Source organism: Paenibacillus sp. CR_12, from assembly GCF_041953985.1.
Lineage (GTDB): Bacteria > Bacillota > Bacilli > Paenibacillales > Paenibacillaceae > Paenibacillus_AQ > Paenibacillus_AQ lautus_A.
In genome coordinates this window covers 55994-74597 of the sequence record NZ_JAVFHO010000006.1, presented here as the reverse complement: position 1 = coordinate 74597, position 18604 = coordinate 55994, and the positions used below count along the sequence as shown (strand labels likewise).

Annotated in this window: 14 protein-coding genes; 10 read left to right on the top strand and 4 right to left on the bottom strand. The window is 55.1% G+C overall.

Annotated elements, in window-relative coordinates; all coding sequences use genetic code 11:
* Window positions 1-58 precede the first annotated feature (58 nt).
* The 5 genes from ftsE (at window position 59) to RB297_RS21985 (ending at window position 5963) form a co-directional block, all read left to right on the top strand.
* Window positions 59-745 (top strand): cell division ATP-binding protein FtsE, encoded by a 687-nt coding sequence (gene ftsE / locus RB297_RS22005; RefSeq protein WP_015737694.1) that lies wholly within the window; start codon window positions 59-61, stop codon window positions 743-745.
* Window positions 735-1643, top strand: a complete 909-nt coding sequence (ftsX, locus tag RB297_RS22000; protein ID WP_375121449.1) for a permease-like cell division protein FtsX — start codon at window positions 735-737, stop codon at window positions 1641-1643. The genes ftsE and ftsX overlap by 11 nt, the downstream gene beginning before the upstream one ends.
* A gap of 27 nt (window positions 1644-1670) precedes the next feature.
* Window positions 1671-2939, top strand: coding sequence for a murein hydrolase activator EnvC family protein (locus RB297_RS21995; RefSeq protein ID WP_192570432.1), 1269 nt, complete (start codon window positions 1671-1673; stop codon window positions 2937-2939).
* A gap of 130 nt (window positions 2940-3069) precedes the next feature.
* Window positions 3070-4542 (top strand): S41 family peptidase, encoded by a 1473-nt coding sequence (locus RB297_RS21990; protein ID WP_375121448.1) that lies wholly within the window; start codon window positions 3070-3072, stop codon window positions 4540-4542.
* A 92-nt stretch (window positions 4543-4634) separates the two neighbouring features.
* A complete protein-coding gene (locus RB297_RS21985) occupies window positions 4635-5963 on the top strand; it encodes a PDZ domain-containing protein (RefSeq protein ID WP_375121447.1) in 1329 nt (442 codons plus the stop codon).
* Between the two features lie 78 nt (window positions 5964-6041).
* Here the strand turns inward: RB297_RS21985 and RB297_RS21980 are convergent, their stop codons facing one another.
* Together RB297_RS21980 and RB297_RS21975 are read right to left on the bottom strand one after the other, a co-directional pair.
* On the bottom strand, window positions 6042-6692 hold the full coding sequence (locus RB297_RS21980) for a response regulator (protein WP_375121446.1): 651 nt from the start codon (window positions 6690-6692) through the stop codon (window positions 6042-6044).
* A gap of 48 nt (window positions 6693-6740) precedes the next feature.
* Window positions 6741-7901, bottom strand: a complete 1161-nt coding sequence (locus RB297_RS21975; protein ID WP_375121445.1) for a sensor histidine kinase — start codon at window positions 7899-7901, stop codon at window positions 6741-6743.
* Window positions 7902-8083: 182 nt separating this feature from the next.
* Here RB297_RS21975 and RB297_RS21970 point away from each other — a divergent pair, with 182 nt between their 5' ends.
* Genes RB297_RS21970 through RB297_RS21960 form a run of 3 tightly spaced genes read left to right on the top strand, consistent with a single transcriptional unit; the run spans window position 8084 to window position 11416 of the window.
* Window positions 8084-9031 (top strand): ABC transporter ATP-binding protein, encoded by a 948-nt coding sequence (locus RB297_RS21970; RefSeq protein ID WP_192570436.1) that lies wholly within the window; start codon window positions 8084-8086, stop codon window positions 9029-9031.
* Between the two features lie 47 nt (window positions 9032-9078).
* Window positions 9079-10260: an ABC transporter permease gene (locus tag RB297_RS21965; protein ID WP_375121444.1), complete on the top strand. Its 1182-nt coding sequence runs from the start codon at window positions 9079-9081 to the stop codon at window positions 10258-10260.
* Window positions 10253-11416 carry an ABC transporter permease gene (locus tag RB297_RS21960; protein ID WP_375121443.1) on the top strand — a complete coding sequence of 388 codons (1164 nt, stop codon included), beginning with the start codon at window positions 10253-10255 and terminating at the stop codon, window positions 11414-11416. Before RB297_RS21965 ends, RB297_RS21960 begins: the two co-directional genes overlap by 8 nt.
* A gap of 256 nt (window positions 11417-11672) precedes the next feature.
* Here RB297_RS21960 and RB297_RS21955 read toward each other — a convergent pair whose 3' ends face one another.
* Together RB297_RS21955 and RB297_RS21950 are read right to left on the bottom strand one after the other, a co-directional pair.
* Window positions 11673-12488, bottom strand: a complete 816-nt coding sequence (locus RB297_RS21955) for a flagellar motor protein MotB (protein ID WP_375121442.1) — start codon at window positions 12486-12488, stop codon at window positions 11673-11675.
* A complete protein-coding gene (locus RB297_RS21950) occupies window positions 12472-13266 on the bottom strand; it encodes a flagellar motor protein (protein ID WP_090909949.1) in 795 nt (264 codons plus the stop codon). The genes RB297_RS21955 and RB297_RS21950 overlap by 17 nt, the downstream gene beginning before the upstream one ends.
* A gap of 303 nt (window positions 13267-13569) precedes the next feature.
* On the opposite strand from RB297_RS21950, the gene uvrB reads away from it, so the two are divergent.
* Window positions 13570-15561 (top strand): excinuclease ABC subunit UvrB, encoded by a 1992-nt coding sequence (uvrB, locus tag RB297_RS21945; RefSeq protein WP_009594250.1) that lies wholly within the window; start codon window positions 13570-13572, stop codon window positions 15559-15561.
* A gap of 100 nt (window positions 15562-15661) precedes the next feature.
* On the top strand, window positions 15662-18529 hold the full coding sequence (uvrA, locus tag RB297_RS21940) for an excinuclease ABC subunit UvrA (RefSeq protein ID WP_192570440.1): 2868 nt from the start codon (window positions 15662-15664) through the stop codon (window positions 18527-18529).
* Window positions 18530-18604: the final 75 nt, after the last annotated feature.

Below are 18604 nucleotides of genomic sequence, written 5' to 3'. Positions count from 1 at the left end.
GAATTCGATGGAAACTGTCGAAAGTATAATGGCTAATTATGGATTGGGAAGTGATGAAGTGATCGAAATGCAGGACGTATGGAAGACTTATCCAAGCGGCGCCCATGCGCTTCAAGGAGTTTCCGTTACCATTAACCGCAATGAATTCGTCTATGTTGTCGGACCGTCGGGTGCCGGCAAATCGACATTCATGAAACTTATCTATAGAGAAGAAGTGCCGACCAAAGGCCAAATTTCCGTTAACGGATTTAATATCGGGAAGCTGAAGCAGCGCAAAATCCCCTATGTTCGCCGAAATATCGGGGTTATTTTTCAGGACTATCGTCTGCTGCCCAAGCTGACTGCTTACGAAAATGTAGCTTTTGCCATGGAGGTTATCGAAGCGCCGCAGCGTCTCATCAAGAGACGGGTTATGGAGGTGCTGGATCTGGTGGGCCTGAAAGCCAAGGCGAACCGCGAGCCTTCCCAGCTCTCCGGCGGGGAGCAGCAGCGGATCGCAATCGCCAGGGCGATCGTGAACAACCCGTCCGTCATTATTGCGGACGAGCCTACGGGCAACCTGGACCCGGAAACCTCCTGGGGCATCATGCAGCTGCTGGACGAAATCAATTTCAGGGGAACCACCATCGTGATGGCTACCCACAACAGGGATATCGTGAACACGATGCGTAAGCGCGTACTTGCGATTGAGCACGGACAGATCGTCCGCGACCAGCAGAGAGGAGAGTACGGGTATGAATTTTAGAACCTTCTTGCGGCACTTGCGGGAAGGGGCGAAGAGCGTTTTCCGGAATGGGTGGATGTCGGTCGCATCGATTACGTCCATCGTGGTGTCATTATTTATACTGGGCGTTTTCATGCTGTTAGTCATGAATGTGAACGCATTAGCCGATAAAGCAGATAGCAACGTGCAAATCAATACGTACTTGAATCTCAATGTGGACGAGAAGCTGCGCGAAACCATCAAAGGCGAGATCGAGGCCATGCCGGAAGTCAACGCCATCAAATTCGTGTCCAAGGAAGAGGGCATGAAGGAGCTTGAGGAAAGCCTCGGCTCCGAATGGGTGGAAGGCTTCAGCGAAGAGGACCAGAATCCGCTTCCGGACGCATTCGAGGTTTCCGTTATCGAACCGACCACGGTCGGGTTCGTTGCCGACAAGATTACCGCTCTGAACGAGAAGTATGCGGAAGAGCCGATCCTGCGGGTCAAATACGGGGAGGGCACGGTAGAAACCTTGTTCAAGATTACGAAAACGGTGCGGAATATCGGCTTTATTTTCGTAGCGGGACTCGGCTTGATGTCCATGTTTCTGATTTCGAACACCATTCGGGTAACGATTTTGGCCCGTCGCCGCGAGATCGGCATCATGAAGCTTGTTGGCGCGACCAACAACTTCATCCGCTGGCCGTTCTTCGTGGAAGGAGCCATGATCGGCCTCCTGGGCTCGATCATTACGGTTACGCTGCTGTTTATAGGCTACAATCGCCTGTACGCCGCGTCGCAGACGGATTTGACGCTGGCGCAGAGCCTGATTCCATTGGGAGATCTGTGGCTGCTGCTCGGGACCATCATCGTGGCCCTTGGCATCGTCATTGGCATTTGGGGAAGCACCATGTCGATACGTAAATTTTTGAAAGTATAAAACAAGGTAAAGGATGGGGAGCGAAACTTGAAGAAAATCGCCGCAGGAGTAGCAGCCTTATTACTGGCCACTGTTATGATCCAACCGACCGTCGGACAAGCCGAGAAGAAGACTTCAGCCGATGTAGACAAAGAGCTGAGGGTGCTTCAGGAGCAGGTCAAGAAAGCGCGGGCGCAGAAAAGCAAGGCTGCGGATGATAAACAAGAAGCCCAGCATTATAAGAATAAAACGACGAAGAACCTGAAATACGTAATGGAGCAAATCAGCATCGTCAGCAATGAATTGACGAAGATTTCCGTCAAGATCGAGGAGACGGAGGATTTGCTGAGAACAACGACCAAGGAGCTTGAAGCGGCGGAGGAGCGCATCGCCTCCCGCGAGAAGCTGCTGGAATCCCGGATTCGCCTCATCTATATGGATGGGCAAGTATCGTATCTGGATGTGCTGCTCTCCGCAACCAGCTTCAGCGATTTTATTGAGCGTGCCGATTCCTTGAAGACCATCGTCGATCAGGACCAGGATTTGCTGGTGCAGCATAAGCAGGACAAGCTGCTGGTTATCGACAAGAAGAAAGAACTAGAAGGGCAGTACGCAACCGCCAAGGATCTGTACGGCCAGATGGAGGACCGCAAGAGCATCCTGAACGAGAAGGAACAGGAGAAGCGCGTTCTGCTGGCCCAGTACGATCAGGATATCGAGGATGCGGACATCTTGACCGAAGAACAGGATAAAATGCTGGTTGCCCTGGCAAGCAAGCGTTCGGACCTGCAGAAGGAAAAGAATAAGCTTGCCGCCGAAGAAGCGGCTCGTAAAGCGGCGGCTGCCAAAGCGGCTGCGGCGAAGAGAGCGAAGGCGACAACCCTTGGCGGCAGCAAAGGCGGCGGCGGGTATACCGGCAACGGCGGACCGTTTGCGATACCGGTCTCCGGAGCCAGACTCTCCTCCGGTTACGGACCGCGCGTCCATCCGGTAACGGGCGAGGTTGGCAAGATGCACACGGGTCAGGACTTCGCGGTTCCGCAAGGGACCGAGATCCGGGCAGCCGAGAGCGGCACCGTCATCTTGGCCGAGTGGTGGAGCGGTTACGGAAACTGTGTTATTGTTGATCATGGGGGCGGCGTATGGACCTTGTATGGGCATATCCGCAACGGCGGCATTAAAGTCAGCGAAGGCGACAAGGTGTCCAGAGGGCAGAAGATTGCCGAAGTAGGCTCCACGGGTCAGAGCACGGGACCGCATCTTCATTTTGAGGTTCGGGTCAACGGATCGCCGGTGAATCCTTCGCCTTATCTGTAACAGAAATGATGACGCAAACCATATAACCTTCAATACCGCTGTATAAATATTCCCGGCAAGCCAATCATATACTAGGTGGACGGGATTCCCCTGTGTGTAGCAGTTGAAACGTACAAAGGCGGTGAAGTACTTGCTGAAAAAACGAACGGCTGTCTTTCTGGTCATCGCTGCCATGCTGTGCGGCGGACTGTTAACGATGGCTTTGACCCAGCTGCCTGCTCCAAGTCAGACCGGAGACGGCGGCGAGGGATTGCTGGCCAGCATCGCGAACAGGAATGGACTGGAGCAGTCTGAAGCGAAGAAACTGGGGACAGCGATTGACCTCATCGAAAGCAATTATTACAAGGATATCGATCGGTCGAAGCTGATCGACGGCGCGATCAACGGGATGATGGAAGCGCTGGAAGATCCGTATTCCAACTATATGGGCAAAGAAACGGCGGCCCAGTTTGAAGAAAGCATTGAGGGCTCCTTCACGGGGATTGGCGCGGAAGTGTCCTCCGTAGAGGGCAGCGTCGTCGTTGTATCCCCGATCAAGGGATCGCCTGCGGATAAAGCCGGCATTCGGGCCAAGGATACCATCCTATCCGTCAATGGCGAATCCTTGCAGGGCCTTGAGCTGAATGCGGCCGTTAACAAGATTCGCGGTCCGAAGGGCTCCAAGGCCGTCCTTCAGATCAAGCGGGCAGGATCCGAGCAGCCGATCGAGTATGTTATCGTTCGGGATGACGTCGATCTGGAAACCGTGTCGGCACGGATGGAGAAGGGCGGAATCGGCGTGATCGAGATTTCCCAATTCTCGCTGAATACGGGCGAACGCTTTAAGGAAGAGCTCAAGAAGCTGGAAAGCCAAGGCATGAAGGGACTGCTGATCGACGTCCGGAACAATCCCGGCGGCGTGCTGTCCGTTGTCATTGACATCGCAGAGCAGTTCGTGCCTAAAGGCGAGCTGATCGTTCAGGTCGAAGACAAGGATAAGAAGCGGGAGAAGCATCCTTCCAATGGCGTGGCGAAATCGTACCCGATTACGGTGCTGATGAACAAGGGCAGCGCCAGCGCTTCCGAGATTTTGGCAGGCGCATTGCAGCAGTCCGCCGGAGCTACCCTGATGGGCGAGCACTCCTTCGGAAAAGGGACCGTGCAAACGAGCTTTGACAAGCAGTTTGGCGACGGAAGCCTGCTCAAGGTAACCATTGCCAAATGGCTGACGCCAAACGGTACCTGGATCCATGAGAAGGGAATCGAGCCGGATATTAAGGTGTCGCAGCCTGAATACTTTACCGTTGCGCCGATCGATAAGAAGAAAACTTATGCGTACGACACGAACAGCACGGATGTGAAGAACGCGCAGATTATGCTTGAAGCGGTTGGTTACGCGGCAGGACGCACGGATGGTTACTTCGACCGGAATACGGAGAAGGCGGTCAAGAGCTTCCAGAGCAAGCACAAGCTGAAAGCGGACGGCATCATTAACAGCGCTACAGCCGAGGCATTGGAAGCGGCATTGATCGAGAAGATTCAGGATCCGAAAGAGGATAATCAAATGAATCGCGGAATTGCCGAGGTTCGGAAGGAAATCGCCGCTAAGGCGTCGAACAAGTAAGAAGGCTGAACGTTAGCCTTCTTTTTTCTTTGGAGATATCAGAAAGCGTAAACTTCGAAGCATCTTGGAACCGAAAGGAGCGTGGCAAGCCGTTGGAGACATTGAAACAACTGCTGATGTATGGGATAGATGCAGGCATACAACTGCTGACGCAGCCCTTTTATTATATTTCGATTTTGTTTGTCATGCTGTTTTACCGAAGGCAGGTGTTGGTGGAGCGCAAGCTGTTCCATGTGAAGCTGCATTCCTGGGGATTGCAGACCTGGCGTACGTTTCTAGGGGGACTGGCGGCAGGCATCGGCGTGTCCATCGTGGTGGCCTTCTTGGGGATATCATTAAGTCTGGAAGCCATTATATGCATATGGGTGACTTCGCTGATCCTGATGCTGTTTCATATCCGGTACTTATGCTTTGCCTATTCCATCGGTCTGCTCGGGATCATTCAGTTTGTGTTGGGCTGGTTTCCGAATTGGCAGCCGGAAGGCTGGATTCAGCAGGTAACGGCAACGATCCTTGGTTTGGACATTCCGGCCTTGCTGGCGTTGTCCGCCGTCCTGCATTTTGCGGAAGCTTTGCTGGTAAGGATACAAGGGGCGGGATTTGCCACCCCGCTGTTTCTGGAGGGCAAGCGCGGCAAGCTTGTCGGCGGCTATCATATGCAGAGCTTCTGGCCCCTGCCGTTGTTCCTGCTCGTTCCGGCGGTTGGCGGGGGCAGCATGCTGCCGTGGACACCGTTCTTTGGCGGCGATGCTTGGAGTACGGGCTTTACCATGATGGCCCTTCCGGTCGTGATCGGCTTCGGAGAGATGACGCAGAGCATGCTCCCGCAGGAGAAGGCAGGGATCACGTCGAAGCGTCTCATATTCTATGGAGCGATTGTGCTGGCGTTGAGCCTGCTGGCCGAGTGGTGGTCGCCGCTTACCATCGCGGCTGCATTAGCGGCGCTGCTGCTGCATGAAGGCTTGGTATGGTACAGCAGATACGAAGAACAGCAGCGCAGCCCGATGTTTGTACATCCGGTACGCGGATTACGCGTTCTCGCCGTGCTGCCGGACAGTCCGGCGAGCGAGCTCGGCATTTTGGCAGGGGAGACGATCCTCAAGGTGAACGGTAAGCTGATTCACAGCAAGGAGCAGCTGCACAGCGCCTTGCGCCAGAATCCGGCCTTCTGCAAGCTGGAGGTTCAGAACCATCAAGGGGAGAGCAAATTTCTGCAGCGTGCGATTTACGCGGGGGATCATCATCAGCTGGGTGCTATCGTAGCGCCCGACCCTAGGGATGGCATCGCGGTCGGGTTGAAGCCGGTAAGCTTGATCACGCTGCTGGCGAATAAACTTCATATTCGCAGCAAGCGGGGGGCTTCGACTTCCGGCAGCAAAACGTCCGGCGGTTCCGAAGAAGCCGGATTTCCTTCATCGTGATACGGCAAACGGGCCTTTGTCCAATATGGACAAGGGCCCGTTTTTTAGCTTCACACTGTATGTAATGAATAGGCGGGACTAGCCCTGCACCTTTTTTAAATAAAAGATAGCGATTTGCGTCCGGTCCCGAAGATTCAGCTTGCCCAGAATATCGGTGACGTAGTTTTTGACGGTGCCTTCGCTTAGGTAAAGCTGCCCGGCAATTTCCTTGTTGGACAGGCCCTCCGCGATCAGGGCGACGACCTTTTTCTCGGCAGGGGTGAGCCCGAACTGTTCCAGCTCAGCGGATCTCGGGACTGGCTGCGAGGTTGGACGAAGCATGCCGGTCAGCTTGCGGGCGATATCGGGATGTATCAGCATGTTACCGTCATGCACCGTTTTGATCCCCTGGATGATGCGATCGGGCGGAATGTTCTTCAGCAGATAACCGCTGGCCCCGTTCCGCAGCGCCTCCACGATGTAATCATCGTCATCGAAGGTAGTCAGCATCAGCACCCGTACATCAGGGTATCGCTCGCGAATGCGCCGGGTTCCTTCCACGCCGTCGCATACCGGCATCCGAATGTCCATGAGCACGACGTCTGCATGAAGTCCGTCCATCAATAACGATAGAGCCTCCTCCCCGTGTTCCGCGACAGCCGATACTTCGATATCCGGATCCATTCCCACCAACAGTTTCAAGCTTTCCCGAATGAACGGGTCATCGTCTGCAATCAATACGGATATCATGGATAGCCACGATCCTTTCTATAAATTAGGGAGCTGCCGTCATGTCAGTTACATAATCTCGCGCTTCCGGTAGACAGGCAGCCGGGTGATGACGGTAAAAGGCACGGATTTTCTTACCTCCAGCGTTCCGCCCACCACCTTGGTTCGTTCGAGCATGCCGCTTATCCCGATGCCATGACGGTCTGCCGCAGCGATCGGGTTCGCCTCCTCTTGGACCGTGCCATCGTTGGAGACCTCCATTCGAACTTCCTCGTCTCCGTACTGGAGAAAAATTTGGACCTGCTTGGCCTCGCCGTGGCGTATGGCGTTGGTGATGGCTTCGCGGGCATTTTTATATAATACCACCTGTTGGCTTGGATAAAGCGGATAAGGAATCCCCTGCAGCACAAGCTCGGTCTCGATTCCGGTCTCCCTGCCGGTCTCCTCCAGCAGCCGATCCAGGGAATAATCGTCCGTGATCCGCCTTGACGGATTCATCTGTTTCACGGCGGTCCGCATCTGCTCCATGCTCTCCCCCAGCTGGTCGCGGATTTGATGGAGCATATCCATGCCCCGGGCGGCATCCTGCGGCACGATATGAAGAGCGGCTTCCATCATCATTTTGACGCGAATCAGCCGATGGCCGATATCGTCATGCAGCTGGCGGGAGATGCGGTTACGCTCCTCGGCCTGGGCCGCGCTTTCCACCTGATGGGCGAACTGCAGCAGCTGCCTGCCTGCCTCGTCCTGCTGGAAATGCAGTCTTTTCAGCTCGTCGTATAAATGTATGTGATCCAATTCCTTCTGGTTCATCTCATGGATGCGGTGGAATGTGACCGCCAAGAACAGAAACAGCAGATTGGCTGTCGTATGCAGCAGCGCATCGTAATCGGTAATCGCGATGTTGAGCAGCGCAAGGTGACCGAATGCCAGCCACAGCCTGCCTGGCCGCTCGAACAAGGGCAAATAGACGCATAGGGAGGATATGGACAGGAACACCATCATGAAGCCGTATTGGTGGCATAGCCATAGGGACAACGGGATTTCCAGCAGTATGGCCGCTTTCCGGTAAGCAGGCGAAGGCAGGAAGCGGCTCAGCACCGCAATCGCCAGAAAAAGCAGGATATACACCATATACTCCCCGTAATCGTCGAGCTGCTGCAAAAAGATGTCCGCTGCGGCGGGCAGGAGAATGAGGCCGTACCTGAGATAGGCAAGTGGAGATGTCACGTGCGATCCAACCCTTTTCCATTGTGAAGTCAAACCGTTCAAACGATTGGCTACATTATAGCACATGGATGTTTTCGGCAAGGAGATGACTTTCGTCACCCTATAAGGTGACTTCCTCTACCTTCAAAATCCGGCGATTCCAGATAGAATGTAATCAACAGATGGATATGAGGGAAATGGAGATGATGATTATGACGGTCTTTCTGGAGATGAAAGATGTCGTAAAACGATATGGTAGCAAGCTGTCGGTGGATCATATGAACCTGGAAGTGCACGAAGGCGAGATTTTTGGATTATTGGGACCGAACGGAGCGGGCAAGAGCACGTCCATCAATATGATCTGCGGCCTTCTGGCGAAGGATCAGGGCATCATCAAAGTAGACGGTATCTCCATCGAGGAGCAGCCGCTGGAAGTGAAACGGAGAATTGGGCTGGTGCCCCAGGATCTGGCCCTGTACGAAGAGATGACGGCTTGGGATAATGTCGCTTTTTTCGCCAAATTGTACGGCCTGCGCGGCCAGCTGCTGAAGGAACGGGTGGAGGAGGCGCTGGCGTTTGTCGGGCTGCAGGATCGGGCAAAAGAAAGACCGTCCACCTTCTCCGGGGGGATGAAACGAAGACTGAATATTGCATGCTCGATTACGCATCGTCCGAAGCTGATTATCATGGATGAGCCGACGGTGGGGATTGATCCGCAGTCCCGGAATCATATCCTGGAATCGGTGAAGACGTTGAACCGCATGGGTTCTACCGTTATTTATACAAGTCATTACATGGAGGAAGTTGCCGCGATCAGCGACCGGGTGGCCATCATGGATCAAGGTCATGTTATCGCCTGCGGGACGCAGCAGGAGCTTCGGGCACGCGTGGCGCATGAGGAAAAAATCATTCTTACTGCCGATGGGATCACACCGGATCTGGTGGAGGAGCTGACCATTCACCCGCGCGTTAGGCGCGTGGCGCAGAATGATAACGAGGTCGAAGTCTATGTACCGTCAGCTCAGGATGAGCTGCAGGATATTTTATTCATTTGCAGTAAACACCATACGACGCTTCGCTCCCTGCAGTGCGAGGAGCCGGGGCTTGAAACGCTGTTTCTCAGCCTGACCGGGCGAACGCTTCGCGATTGATCATAACGGATACGAGCAGAGGAATCCATGAAGGAGGAATACCGAAGATGAATACGATGATTATCGCTTGGTTCGAGCTGAAGCGGATGGCCACCAGCCGATCGGTGCTGATCAACCAATTTTTGCTGCCGCTGATCCTTATTTTCATATTGGGAAACGCGCTTTCGGGCTGGTTTGGCAATGATCAGGAATTTAAACAGCCGTCGGTCCGAGTGGGATTGGTGTTGGATGCCGAGGCTGGAGGACAGCTGCCGGGGAGCATGCAGACGCTGACCGGCTTGCCGGAGATTCAGGACCTACTGGAACCTGAGGTGGTATCCAGCCGCGAAGAAGCCGAAGAAAAGCTGCGCCGGGGCGAGGTCGATTACGCGGTGGTGATTCCTGCTTCCTTTGATGAACGAATGAGCCAGGGAGCGGACGTGAAGCTTGAGCTGCTACCTGGAAGAGACCGTGATCTAAACCTCGTGGCAGACACTGTCTTCAAGACCTTTATCGCAGATGCGAATCACAAACAGGCGGAGGTAGTCGTTATGGGCGGAGACCAAGTTCTTGCGGCTCAAGCGGCAGCGCCTGTCGATGCGTCGGACGGACCCAACGTTACGATCGGGCAGCTGAGCGAGAAAGGAGCAACGTACTCCGCAGCCCAATATTACGCTGCCTCCATGCTGATCATGTTCCTGCTGTATTCCGGTCTGATGGCCAGCAGCAGCCTGCTGGGCGAGCGGGAAAGCCGGACCTTATATCGCTTGCAAAGCGCGCCCGTTAACCCCGGAACCGTGTTTGCCGGAAAAATTATCGGATCCAGCCTGATTACGCTGGTACAGGCAGCCGCCATCGTCCTTGGATCCATGTGGCTGTACGGCGTTAAATGGGGACCGCACCCCTTGCTGCTCATCGTGGTCTGCGTATTAATCACGTTATCGTCCATGACCATCGCCACGTTCATAACCCTGGTCTCCTCCACGGCGGCTGGAGCCAGAGGGCTGATGCAGGCGATCATTATCGCCATGACGTTTGTCAGCGGAGGGTTTATGCCGCTGCCCGTGGAGTTCTTCCAGAAGCTCGGCGCCTTCACCGTCAACCATTGGGCGATGCAGAGCATGCTGCGGATGATGCTGAACAGCGACGTGCATTTGATTGTCACATGCGTTGGCATGCTGGCGGCCATTACCGCGGCCCTGTCGGCTGCAGCCATGATTACGTACAGGAAGGTGGGATACCATGCATAGCTTAACCATTGCCTGGCATATGGTGAGACGGACGCTCGGGCGAAAGAGAGGCTGGATCGTTTACCTGCTGGTTCCTTGCGTAGTGGTCACCTTGACGGTGTTTCTCATGGGGCAGACCACGGCCGCGAGCATTCTGGTCACTTACGTGAACGAGGATGAGGGACCTGCAGGGCGGTACTTGATGAATGAACTGGAGCGAAGCGGCCAATACGTGCTCAAGGAGTCCGGGTCCGAGAATATGCTGAGGGAAGACCTGGTGGAGAATAAAAGCACGGTGGGCGTTTATATTCCGCAGGGGTTCAGCGACGGATTAATAGAAGGCCAACGGCCGGCGGTTAAAATATACGAAGTCTCCACCTCGGAGGCCTCGGTAATGATCCGAATGACGGCGGACTCCGCGGTTACGCGCCTGAGCGGTACGGCCGCCTTGATCCGGGAAACCTCGGAGCCGGACGCGGATCGTATGCTGGCGCTGCAAGAGGTGCTCAAGCAATCCGCGCTGAATCGGGTGGATACCGAGGTCACGGATCTGAATCTATATGCGAAGCCGGGACTCTCGAACGTAACGGGATTTACCCTGATGTTCATGATGACCCTTATCTCCAGCGTGGTGTCGATGATGATTGATGACCGCAGGCAGCGAACGCTGTCCCGCATGTATACGGCGCCGGTACGCGCCTATCAGATCGCTTTAGGTAATTTTCTGGGCAGCCTGGTGGTCGGCTCGCTGCAGGTGGTCATCGTGCTCGTGCTCAGCCGGTATGTCCTTCGTTACGATTACGGAGTTCCGTTCGTGCTGCATTTCCTTATTCTGATGGCCTTTATGCTCGTATCGTTAGGCGTGGCAAGCACGGTCGCGGGGCTGATCCGGAACGGGCAAAATGCGGCCATGATCAATTCCATGATCGTCACGCCGACCTGCATGCTGGGCGGGTGCTTCTGGCCGCTTGCCATCATGCCGGAATTCATGCAGAAGACCGCCAATTTCATCCCGCAAAAATGGGCCATTGAGGCGGTGGAGACCGCTGCTACGGGCGGCACGTTATCCGACATCGCACTGCCGCTTGCCGTGCTGGGCCTGATGGCGGTCATTCTGCTGGCCGTCGGTTCCGCTGTCCTGCGGCCGAGCGAGAGCGGGGTTGGGCACGGCGCTTAAATTATTCGCTCCAGGAGTTCCTCCGTAATAAAGCTCTTGAAGCTTCGACCGGAGGTTGCATATCCTGGTGCCGTATCGTGAGGCCCAGGTTTGTTATTAGTGATCCAACCATTGTTTATATATGCAAAAGCGCCCGGTCAGATCTGAATCCATGCCGATTCAGTCTGCCGGGCGCTTATTCGGTTTATGCGGATGTGTTACGATTTCCTTCAACGCAAAGCATGGAAGTACATGGGCCGGTCATAGCGGCAATTGCCTACTCCTTCAGCTGCCGTAACACCGTGATTTCAACCCGGCGGTTCTTCTGCTTGCCTTCGGCGGTCGCGTTGTCCGCGGCCGGCCTCGTATCGGCATAGCCTGCATACTGGAAGCCTCCCGGGTCCAGCTTGCTGTGCTCCAGGAAGAATCGCAGCACCGACATCGCTCGGGCGCCGGAGAGCTCCCAGTTGTCCTTATAGCTGGAGTAGCGGCCGATCGGCACGTTGTCCGTATGCCCCTCGATGCTCACCGTGGTGTTTAAATCGCCGAACAGGCTGGCTAATTTGCCCAGAACCGGAGCGGCGCCAGGTTTAAGCTCGGCCTTGCCGACATCGAACAGGAAGCGGTCGCTTAACGTAATGGCAATCCCCTGCGGCTCATCCGAGATGAAGATGTCCTCTTCGAGCTGGTTATCCTTCACGTATTGCTGAATGAGCCCCATAAAGTTCGCCAGCTCTTCCTCCTGGGCACGGAAAGCAAGCTCGCGCTCGGTCAGCGGTTCCTGCCCGTTATCCTTGTCCTCGCCTTCCTCGTCGGCAGCAGGCTTCGGCGGAGGATTTTTATGGTTCTCGGTATCGGCAGTTCCGGTAATCCCCGAGCCCATCTCCAGAATGCTGTCCCCGCTCTGGAAGGTGGCCTGCAGGGATTGGGTGACGAGCTTGTATTTTTCCGAGTCGAGCCGGCTCATGGCATACATCACTACAAAAAAGATCAGAAGCAGCGTAATCAGGTCGGCATAAGTGATCATCCAGCGGTCGCGCTGTTCGCCTTCGGCCTGTTTGCGCTGACGCCGCCGTCTATTCGGCTGTCTCATGCGCGATCCCCCTTGAGGACGGAATGTCCGTGGTGCCTGCGGAAGCGAAGGAGGCTAGCTTTTTGCGAACCAACAGCGGGTGCTCTCCGTTCTGAACGGCCATGATTCCTTCGAGCAGCAGCTCCATTTTTACAATTTCTTCTTCGGAACGTGCTTTAATCTTGGACGCAATGGGCAAAAAGATAATATTGGCACTTGCGACGCCGTATAAAGTGGCGGTAAACGCGACAGCGATGGACGGGCCGAGACCGGTCGGGTCCTGCAGGCTGCCCAGCACGTGGATCAATCCCATGACGGTACCGATGATCCCCATGGTAGGGGCATAGCCTCCGGCGGACTCGAAAATTTTGGCATAGCCTTCGTGCTTCTGCTCGGCGGCATTGATATCGAGCTCCAGGATTTGACGCACCATTTCCGGGTCGTTGCCGTCCACGACCATCTGCATGCCTTCCCGCAGGAACGGATCCTCGTGTTCGGCCGAGATGCGCTCGAGCGCCAGCACCCCGTCTCTTCTGGCCGTTACCGACATATCGACGATGGCATCAATCAGCTCGTCCGTCGAACGGTTGCTGCGGCCGAAGGCCAGCTTGAGCGCAGCGGGGATCGTACGGAGCCGGGTGGCCGGGAAACTGACGATGACGGCGGCGATGGTCCCGCCGAATACGATAAGCGCAGCCGCGCCTTGCAGCAGGCCGCTCAGATGCCCGCCTTCCCATAAAAACCCTCCGATCAACGCGGCCAGACCGGCGAGAATGCCAAGAATAATCGTAATATCCATAACGCTGTATCATCTCCTTAAGGAAGTTAATTAAGATCATCGGTTCGTATGCCACAAGTTCGACATGAACACTGAAGGCTCCCTAAGTCGTGGAAGCCGGGGACTTAAAGATTTGCCCTGGAACTTATTGAAATTTTCACTAAACTGTTTGCATCAAAAAAACGTAAAGGGTATAATGAGACGGGAACAAATATTCTTATTCCTTACGCAGACACCACTAATTTCCCATAGTATATCATCGGGAAGTTTCGACATATCTTTTAGCATGAATTTCATTTTAGAGTATGAGGGTGATGAAGGGCAATGAGCGATTTAGTTGTCAGTACCAAATCCTTTGAGATCCAGTCTGAATTCCAGCCGCAGGGCGATCAGCCCACGGCTATTGATGCGTTGGTCGAAGGACTCCGCCAAGGGAAAAAACATCAGACGCTGCTAGGTGCAACAGGAACGGGTAAGACGTTTACGATCGCGCAGACAATCGCCAAGGTAAACCGTCCCACACTCGTCATTGCGCATAACAAGACGCTGGCTGCGCAGCTGGCCAGCGAGTTTAAGGAATTCTTCCCGAACAACTCGGTGGATTATTTCGTGAGTTATTACGATTACTATCAACCGGAAGCCTACATTCCTTCCTCCGATACGTATATCGAGAAGGATTCCAGCATTAATGAAGAGATCGATAAGCTTCGCCACTCCGCCACGAGCTCGCTGTTCGAACGGCGCGACGTCATCATCGTGGCGAGCGTATCCTGCATATACGGTTTGGGTTCGCCGCACGAGTACGGAGAAATGCTGCTTTCGCTCCGGGTGGGTATGGAGAAGCCTCGCAACGAGATTCTGTCGCGGCTGGTCGATATCCAATACCAGCGGAACGATATCAACTTCGTGCGCGGCACGTTCCGCGTGCGCGGGGATGTCGTCGAGATCTTCCCGGCCTCGAAGGGAGAGCATGCCGTCCGCGTCGAGCTGTTCGGCGACGAGATCGAACGGATCACGGAGATCGACGTCTTGACGGGCGAGCTGGTTGGGGAACGCGAGCATATCGCCATCTTCCCGGCGTCTCACTTCGTCACCCGCGAAGAGACGATGCGGGTAGCGCTCGTGAATATCGAACGCGAACTGGAAGAGCGCCTTGAACTGCTGCGCTCGGAAGGCAAGCTGCTGGAGGCTCAGCGGCTGGAGCAACGCACCCGTTACGACATCGAGATGATGAAGGAAGTCGGATTCTGCTCGGGGATCGAGAACTATTCGGGTCCCCTGACCTTCAGGGAGCCTGGGGCTACGCCATATACGCTTCTCGATTACTTCCCGGACGACATGCTGTTCGTTATTGACGAGTCGCACGTTACGCTGCCGCAAATCCGCGCGATGTACAACGGTGACCGGGCACGTAAAACGGTGCTGGTCGATCATGGCTTCCGCTTGCCGTCCGCGCTCGATAACCGGCCGCTGAAGTTCGAGGAATTCGAGGAGAAGGTGAACCAGATCATCTATGTATCGGCCACGCCGGGACCATATGAGATGGAGCACTGCGATACGATGGTCGAACAGATCATCCGGCCGACAGGCCTGCTCGATCCGATCATCGACGTGCGCCCGACCGAAGGGCAGATCGATGACTTGATCGGCGAGATCCATGACCGCGTGGACCGGGACGAGCGCGTGCTCGTGACCACGCTCACGAAGAAAATGGCCGAGGATCTGACCGATTACCTGAAGGAAATCGGAATCAAGGTCCGTTACATGCACTCCGATATCAAAACGCTGGAGCGGATGCAGATCCTGCGAGATCTGCGGCTTGGTACATTCCACGTGCTGGTGGGTATTAACCTTCTACGGGAGGGTCTTGACCTGCCGGAGGTTTCCCTCGTAGCGATTCTGGATGCGGACAAGGAAGGTTTCCTGCGTTCCGACCGCTCGCTCATCCAGACGATCGGACGGGCGGCCCGGAACTCGGAAGGCAAGGTTATCATGTACGGCGACAAGATCACCGATTCGATGGATCGGGCGATCAAGGAAACCGAGCGCCGTCGCAGCATCCAGGTTGCTTACAACGAGGAGCACGGCATCACGCCGCAGACGATCCGCAAGAAGGTGCGCGATGTCATCGAAGCGACGAAGGTCGCCGAGGGCAAGGCGGATTACCTGGTGGGCGAAGGACAGAAGATGTCGAAGAAAGAGCGTCAGAAGCTGATCCAACGCCTCGAGGCCGAGATGAAGGAAGCGGCGAAGAATTTGCAATTCGAGCGTGCGGCCGAGCTTCGTGACGCGCTGCTGGAACTGCAAGCCGAGTAATAAGGAGAGACGAATGACAAGGGGGACGGCCTATGCGGTCGTTCTCTTTGTGAAATATAAGCACCACATGCATGCCATATGGAGTAGGAGATGATATCGTTTGGCCAGTGAAAAAATTGTGATCAAAGGCGCCCGCGCACACAATCTGAAAAATATCGACGTCACGATACCGCGTGACAAGTTTGTCGTTCTGACGGGGCTTAGCGGCTCGGGCAAATCCTCCCTCGCATTCGATACGATTTATGCCGAGGGTCAGCGCCGTTACGTGGAATCCTTATCCGCTTATGCGCGCCAGTTCCTCGGACAGATGGAGAAGCCGGATGTCGATTCCATTGAAGGCCTGTCGCCGGCGATATCGATTGACCAGAAAACCACGAGCCGCAATCCGCGCTCGACGGTAGGCACCGTGACGGAAATTTACGATTATTTGCGTCTGCTGTTCGCCCGGGTCGGACACCCGCACTGTCCGGACCATGGGGTGGAAATTACCTCCCAGACGGTCGAGCAGATGGTAGACCGCATCATGCAGTATCCCGAGAAGACGAGACTGCAAATTCTCGCGCCGGTCATTTCCGGCCGCAAGGGCGAGCACAAAAATCTGTTTGCCGACATTGCGAAGCAGGGCTTCGTTCGGGTGCGCGTCGATGGGGAGCTTCGCGATCTGTCGGAGAACATCGAGCTTGAGAAGAATAAAAAGCATACGATCGAGGTGGTAGTGGACCGGATCGTGGTGAAGGAAGATATCGAGGCCCGCCTCGCCGATTCGATCGAGACGGCACTGAACCTGTCAGGCGGTCAGCTCCTGGTCGATATCATGGGTCAGGAGGAGCTGCGGTTCAGCTCCAACTTTGCCTGTCCGATCTGCGGCTTCAGCATGGAAGAGCTGACGCCGAGAATGTTCTCCTTCAATACGCCATTCGGTGCTTGCCCGGATTGCGACGGCTTGGGCGTGGAGATGATCGTGGATCCAGAGCTGCTTGTGCCGGATATGAGCAAAAGCGTCGAGGAAGGCGCCTTTGCCGCATGGAGCGGGGGCACATCCACGTATTATCCGCAGTTTTTGAAATCGGTCTGCGCGCATTTCGGCATTCCGCTGGACAAGCCGGTCAGTACCTTTAGCCAGGAACAGATGAATAAACTGTTGTACGGCACGGGCAAAGAGAAGGTTCACTTCCGTTATGAGAATGACTTCGGTCAGCGGAAGGAAGCGCACGTCACCTTCGAGGGCATCATTCCGAATCTGGAACGCCGCTACCGCGATACGAACTCCGAGGGTATCCGCGAATACATCGAAGGCTATATGAGCAGCAAGCCGTGCGATGTATGCAAAGGCCATCGTCTCCGTAAGGAAAGCTTGGCCGTTACGATCAATGATCGCAACATGGCCTATGTTACCAGCTTGTCGATCGGAGAGTCCCTGAAATTCTTCGATCATCTGGAGCTTAGCGAGAAAGAAAAACAGATTGCCAATCTCATCTTGAAAGAGATTCACAGCCGCTTGGGCTTCCTGGTTAATGTCGGGCTGGATTACCTGACCCTCAGCCGTTCGGCGGGAACGCTGTCCGGCGGAGAAGCGCAGCGGATCCGGTTAGCCACGCAGATCGGATCGAGCCTCATGGGCGTGCTGTACATTCTGGACGAGCCGAGCATCGGGCTGCATCAGCGGGATAACGACCGACTGATCTCCACGCTGGAGCATATGCGGAATTTGGGCAATACGCTGATTGTGGTCGAGCATGACGAAGACACGATGATGGCCGCGGACTATATCATCGACATCGGCCCGGGCGCAGGTATTCATGGCGGCCAAGTCATTGCGGAAGGAACGCCGAAGGAGATTATGAACGACCCCAACTCGCTGACGGGCCAATACCTGAGCGGGCGTAAGTTCATTCCGGTCAGCAGCAAGCGCCGCAAGACCGATGGACGCTGGCTGGAGATTAAGGGCGCGAAAGAGAACAATCTGAAAAATATTAACGTGAAGATTCCGATTGGCGTGTTTACGGCGGTAACGGGCGTATCCGGATCCGGTAAGTCGACGCTGGTCAACGAGATCCTGTACAAGACGCTCGCTCGGGATTTGAACAGGGCGAAGGTACGTCCGGGGCAATACCGTGAAATGAAAGGTCTGGAGCACATCGAGAAGGTCATCGACATCGACCAATCTCCGATCGGCCGTACGCCGCGTTCCAACCCGGCAACCTATACAGGCGTCTTCGACGATATCCGGGATATCTATTCCCAGACGAATGAAGCGAAGATTCGCGGATACAAGAAGGGCCGCTTCAGCTTTAACGTGAAGGGCGGACGCTGCGAGGCCTGCCGCGGAGACGGCATTATCAAGATTGAGATGCACTTCCTGCCGGATATCTACGTGCCTTGCGAAGTTTGCAAGGGCAAGCGTTACAACCGCGAAACGCTGGAAGTCAAATATAAAGGCAAGAACATCGCCGAAGTCCTGGAGATGACGGTGGAGAATGCAACGGATTTCTTCCAGAACATTCCGAAAATTCACCGTAAGATGCAAACGCTGATGGATGTGGGCCTGGGCTACATTACGCTGGGTCAGCCTGCCACCACGCTGTCCGGCGGCGAGGCGCAGCGCGTGAAGCTGGCTTCCGAGCTGTACCGCCGCAGCACAGGCAAAACGATGTATATCCTGGATGAGCCGACCACCGGCCTGCACGTGGACGATATCGATCGTCTGCTCGTCGTGCTTCACCGCCTGGTGGAATCCGGGGAGTCCGTCCTCGTCATCGAGCATAATCTCGATGTCATTAAGACCGCGGACTATCTGATCGACCTGGGTCCGGAGGGCGGCAGCGGCGGCGGTACCATTATCGCTACGGGAACGCCTGAGGATCTGGTCAAGGTGCCTGAGTCTTACACAGGCAAGTATCTGAAGCCGATTCTGGAACGCGATACGAAGCGAACCGAGGAATTGAACAAGGTGGAAGCAGCCCGCTAATAAACGTTAGCGGACGTAAAGTTGTTCTTTGTCGGCATGGGAATTGCCTAGCAATGGGAATGGCACATTGCCATT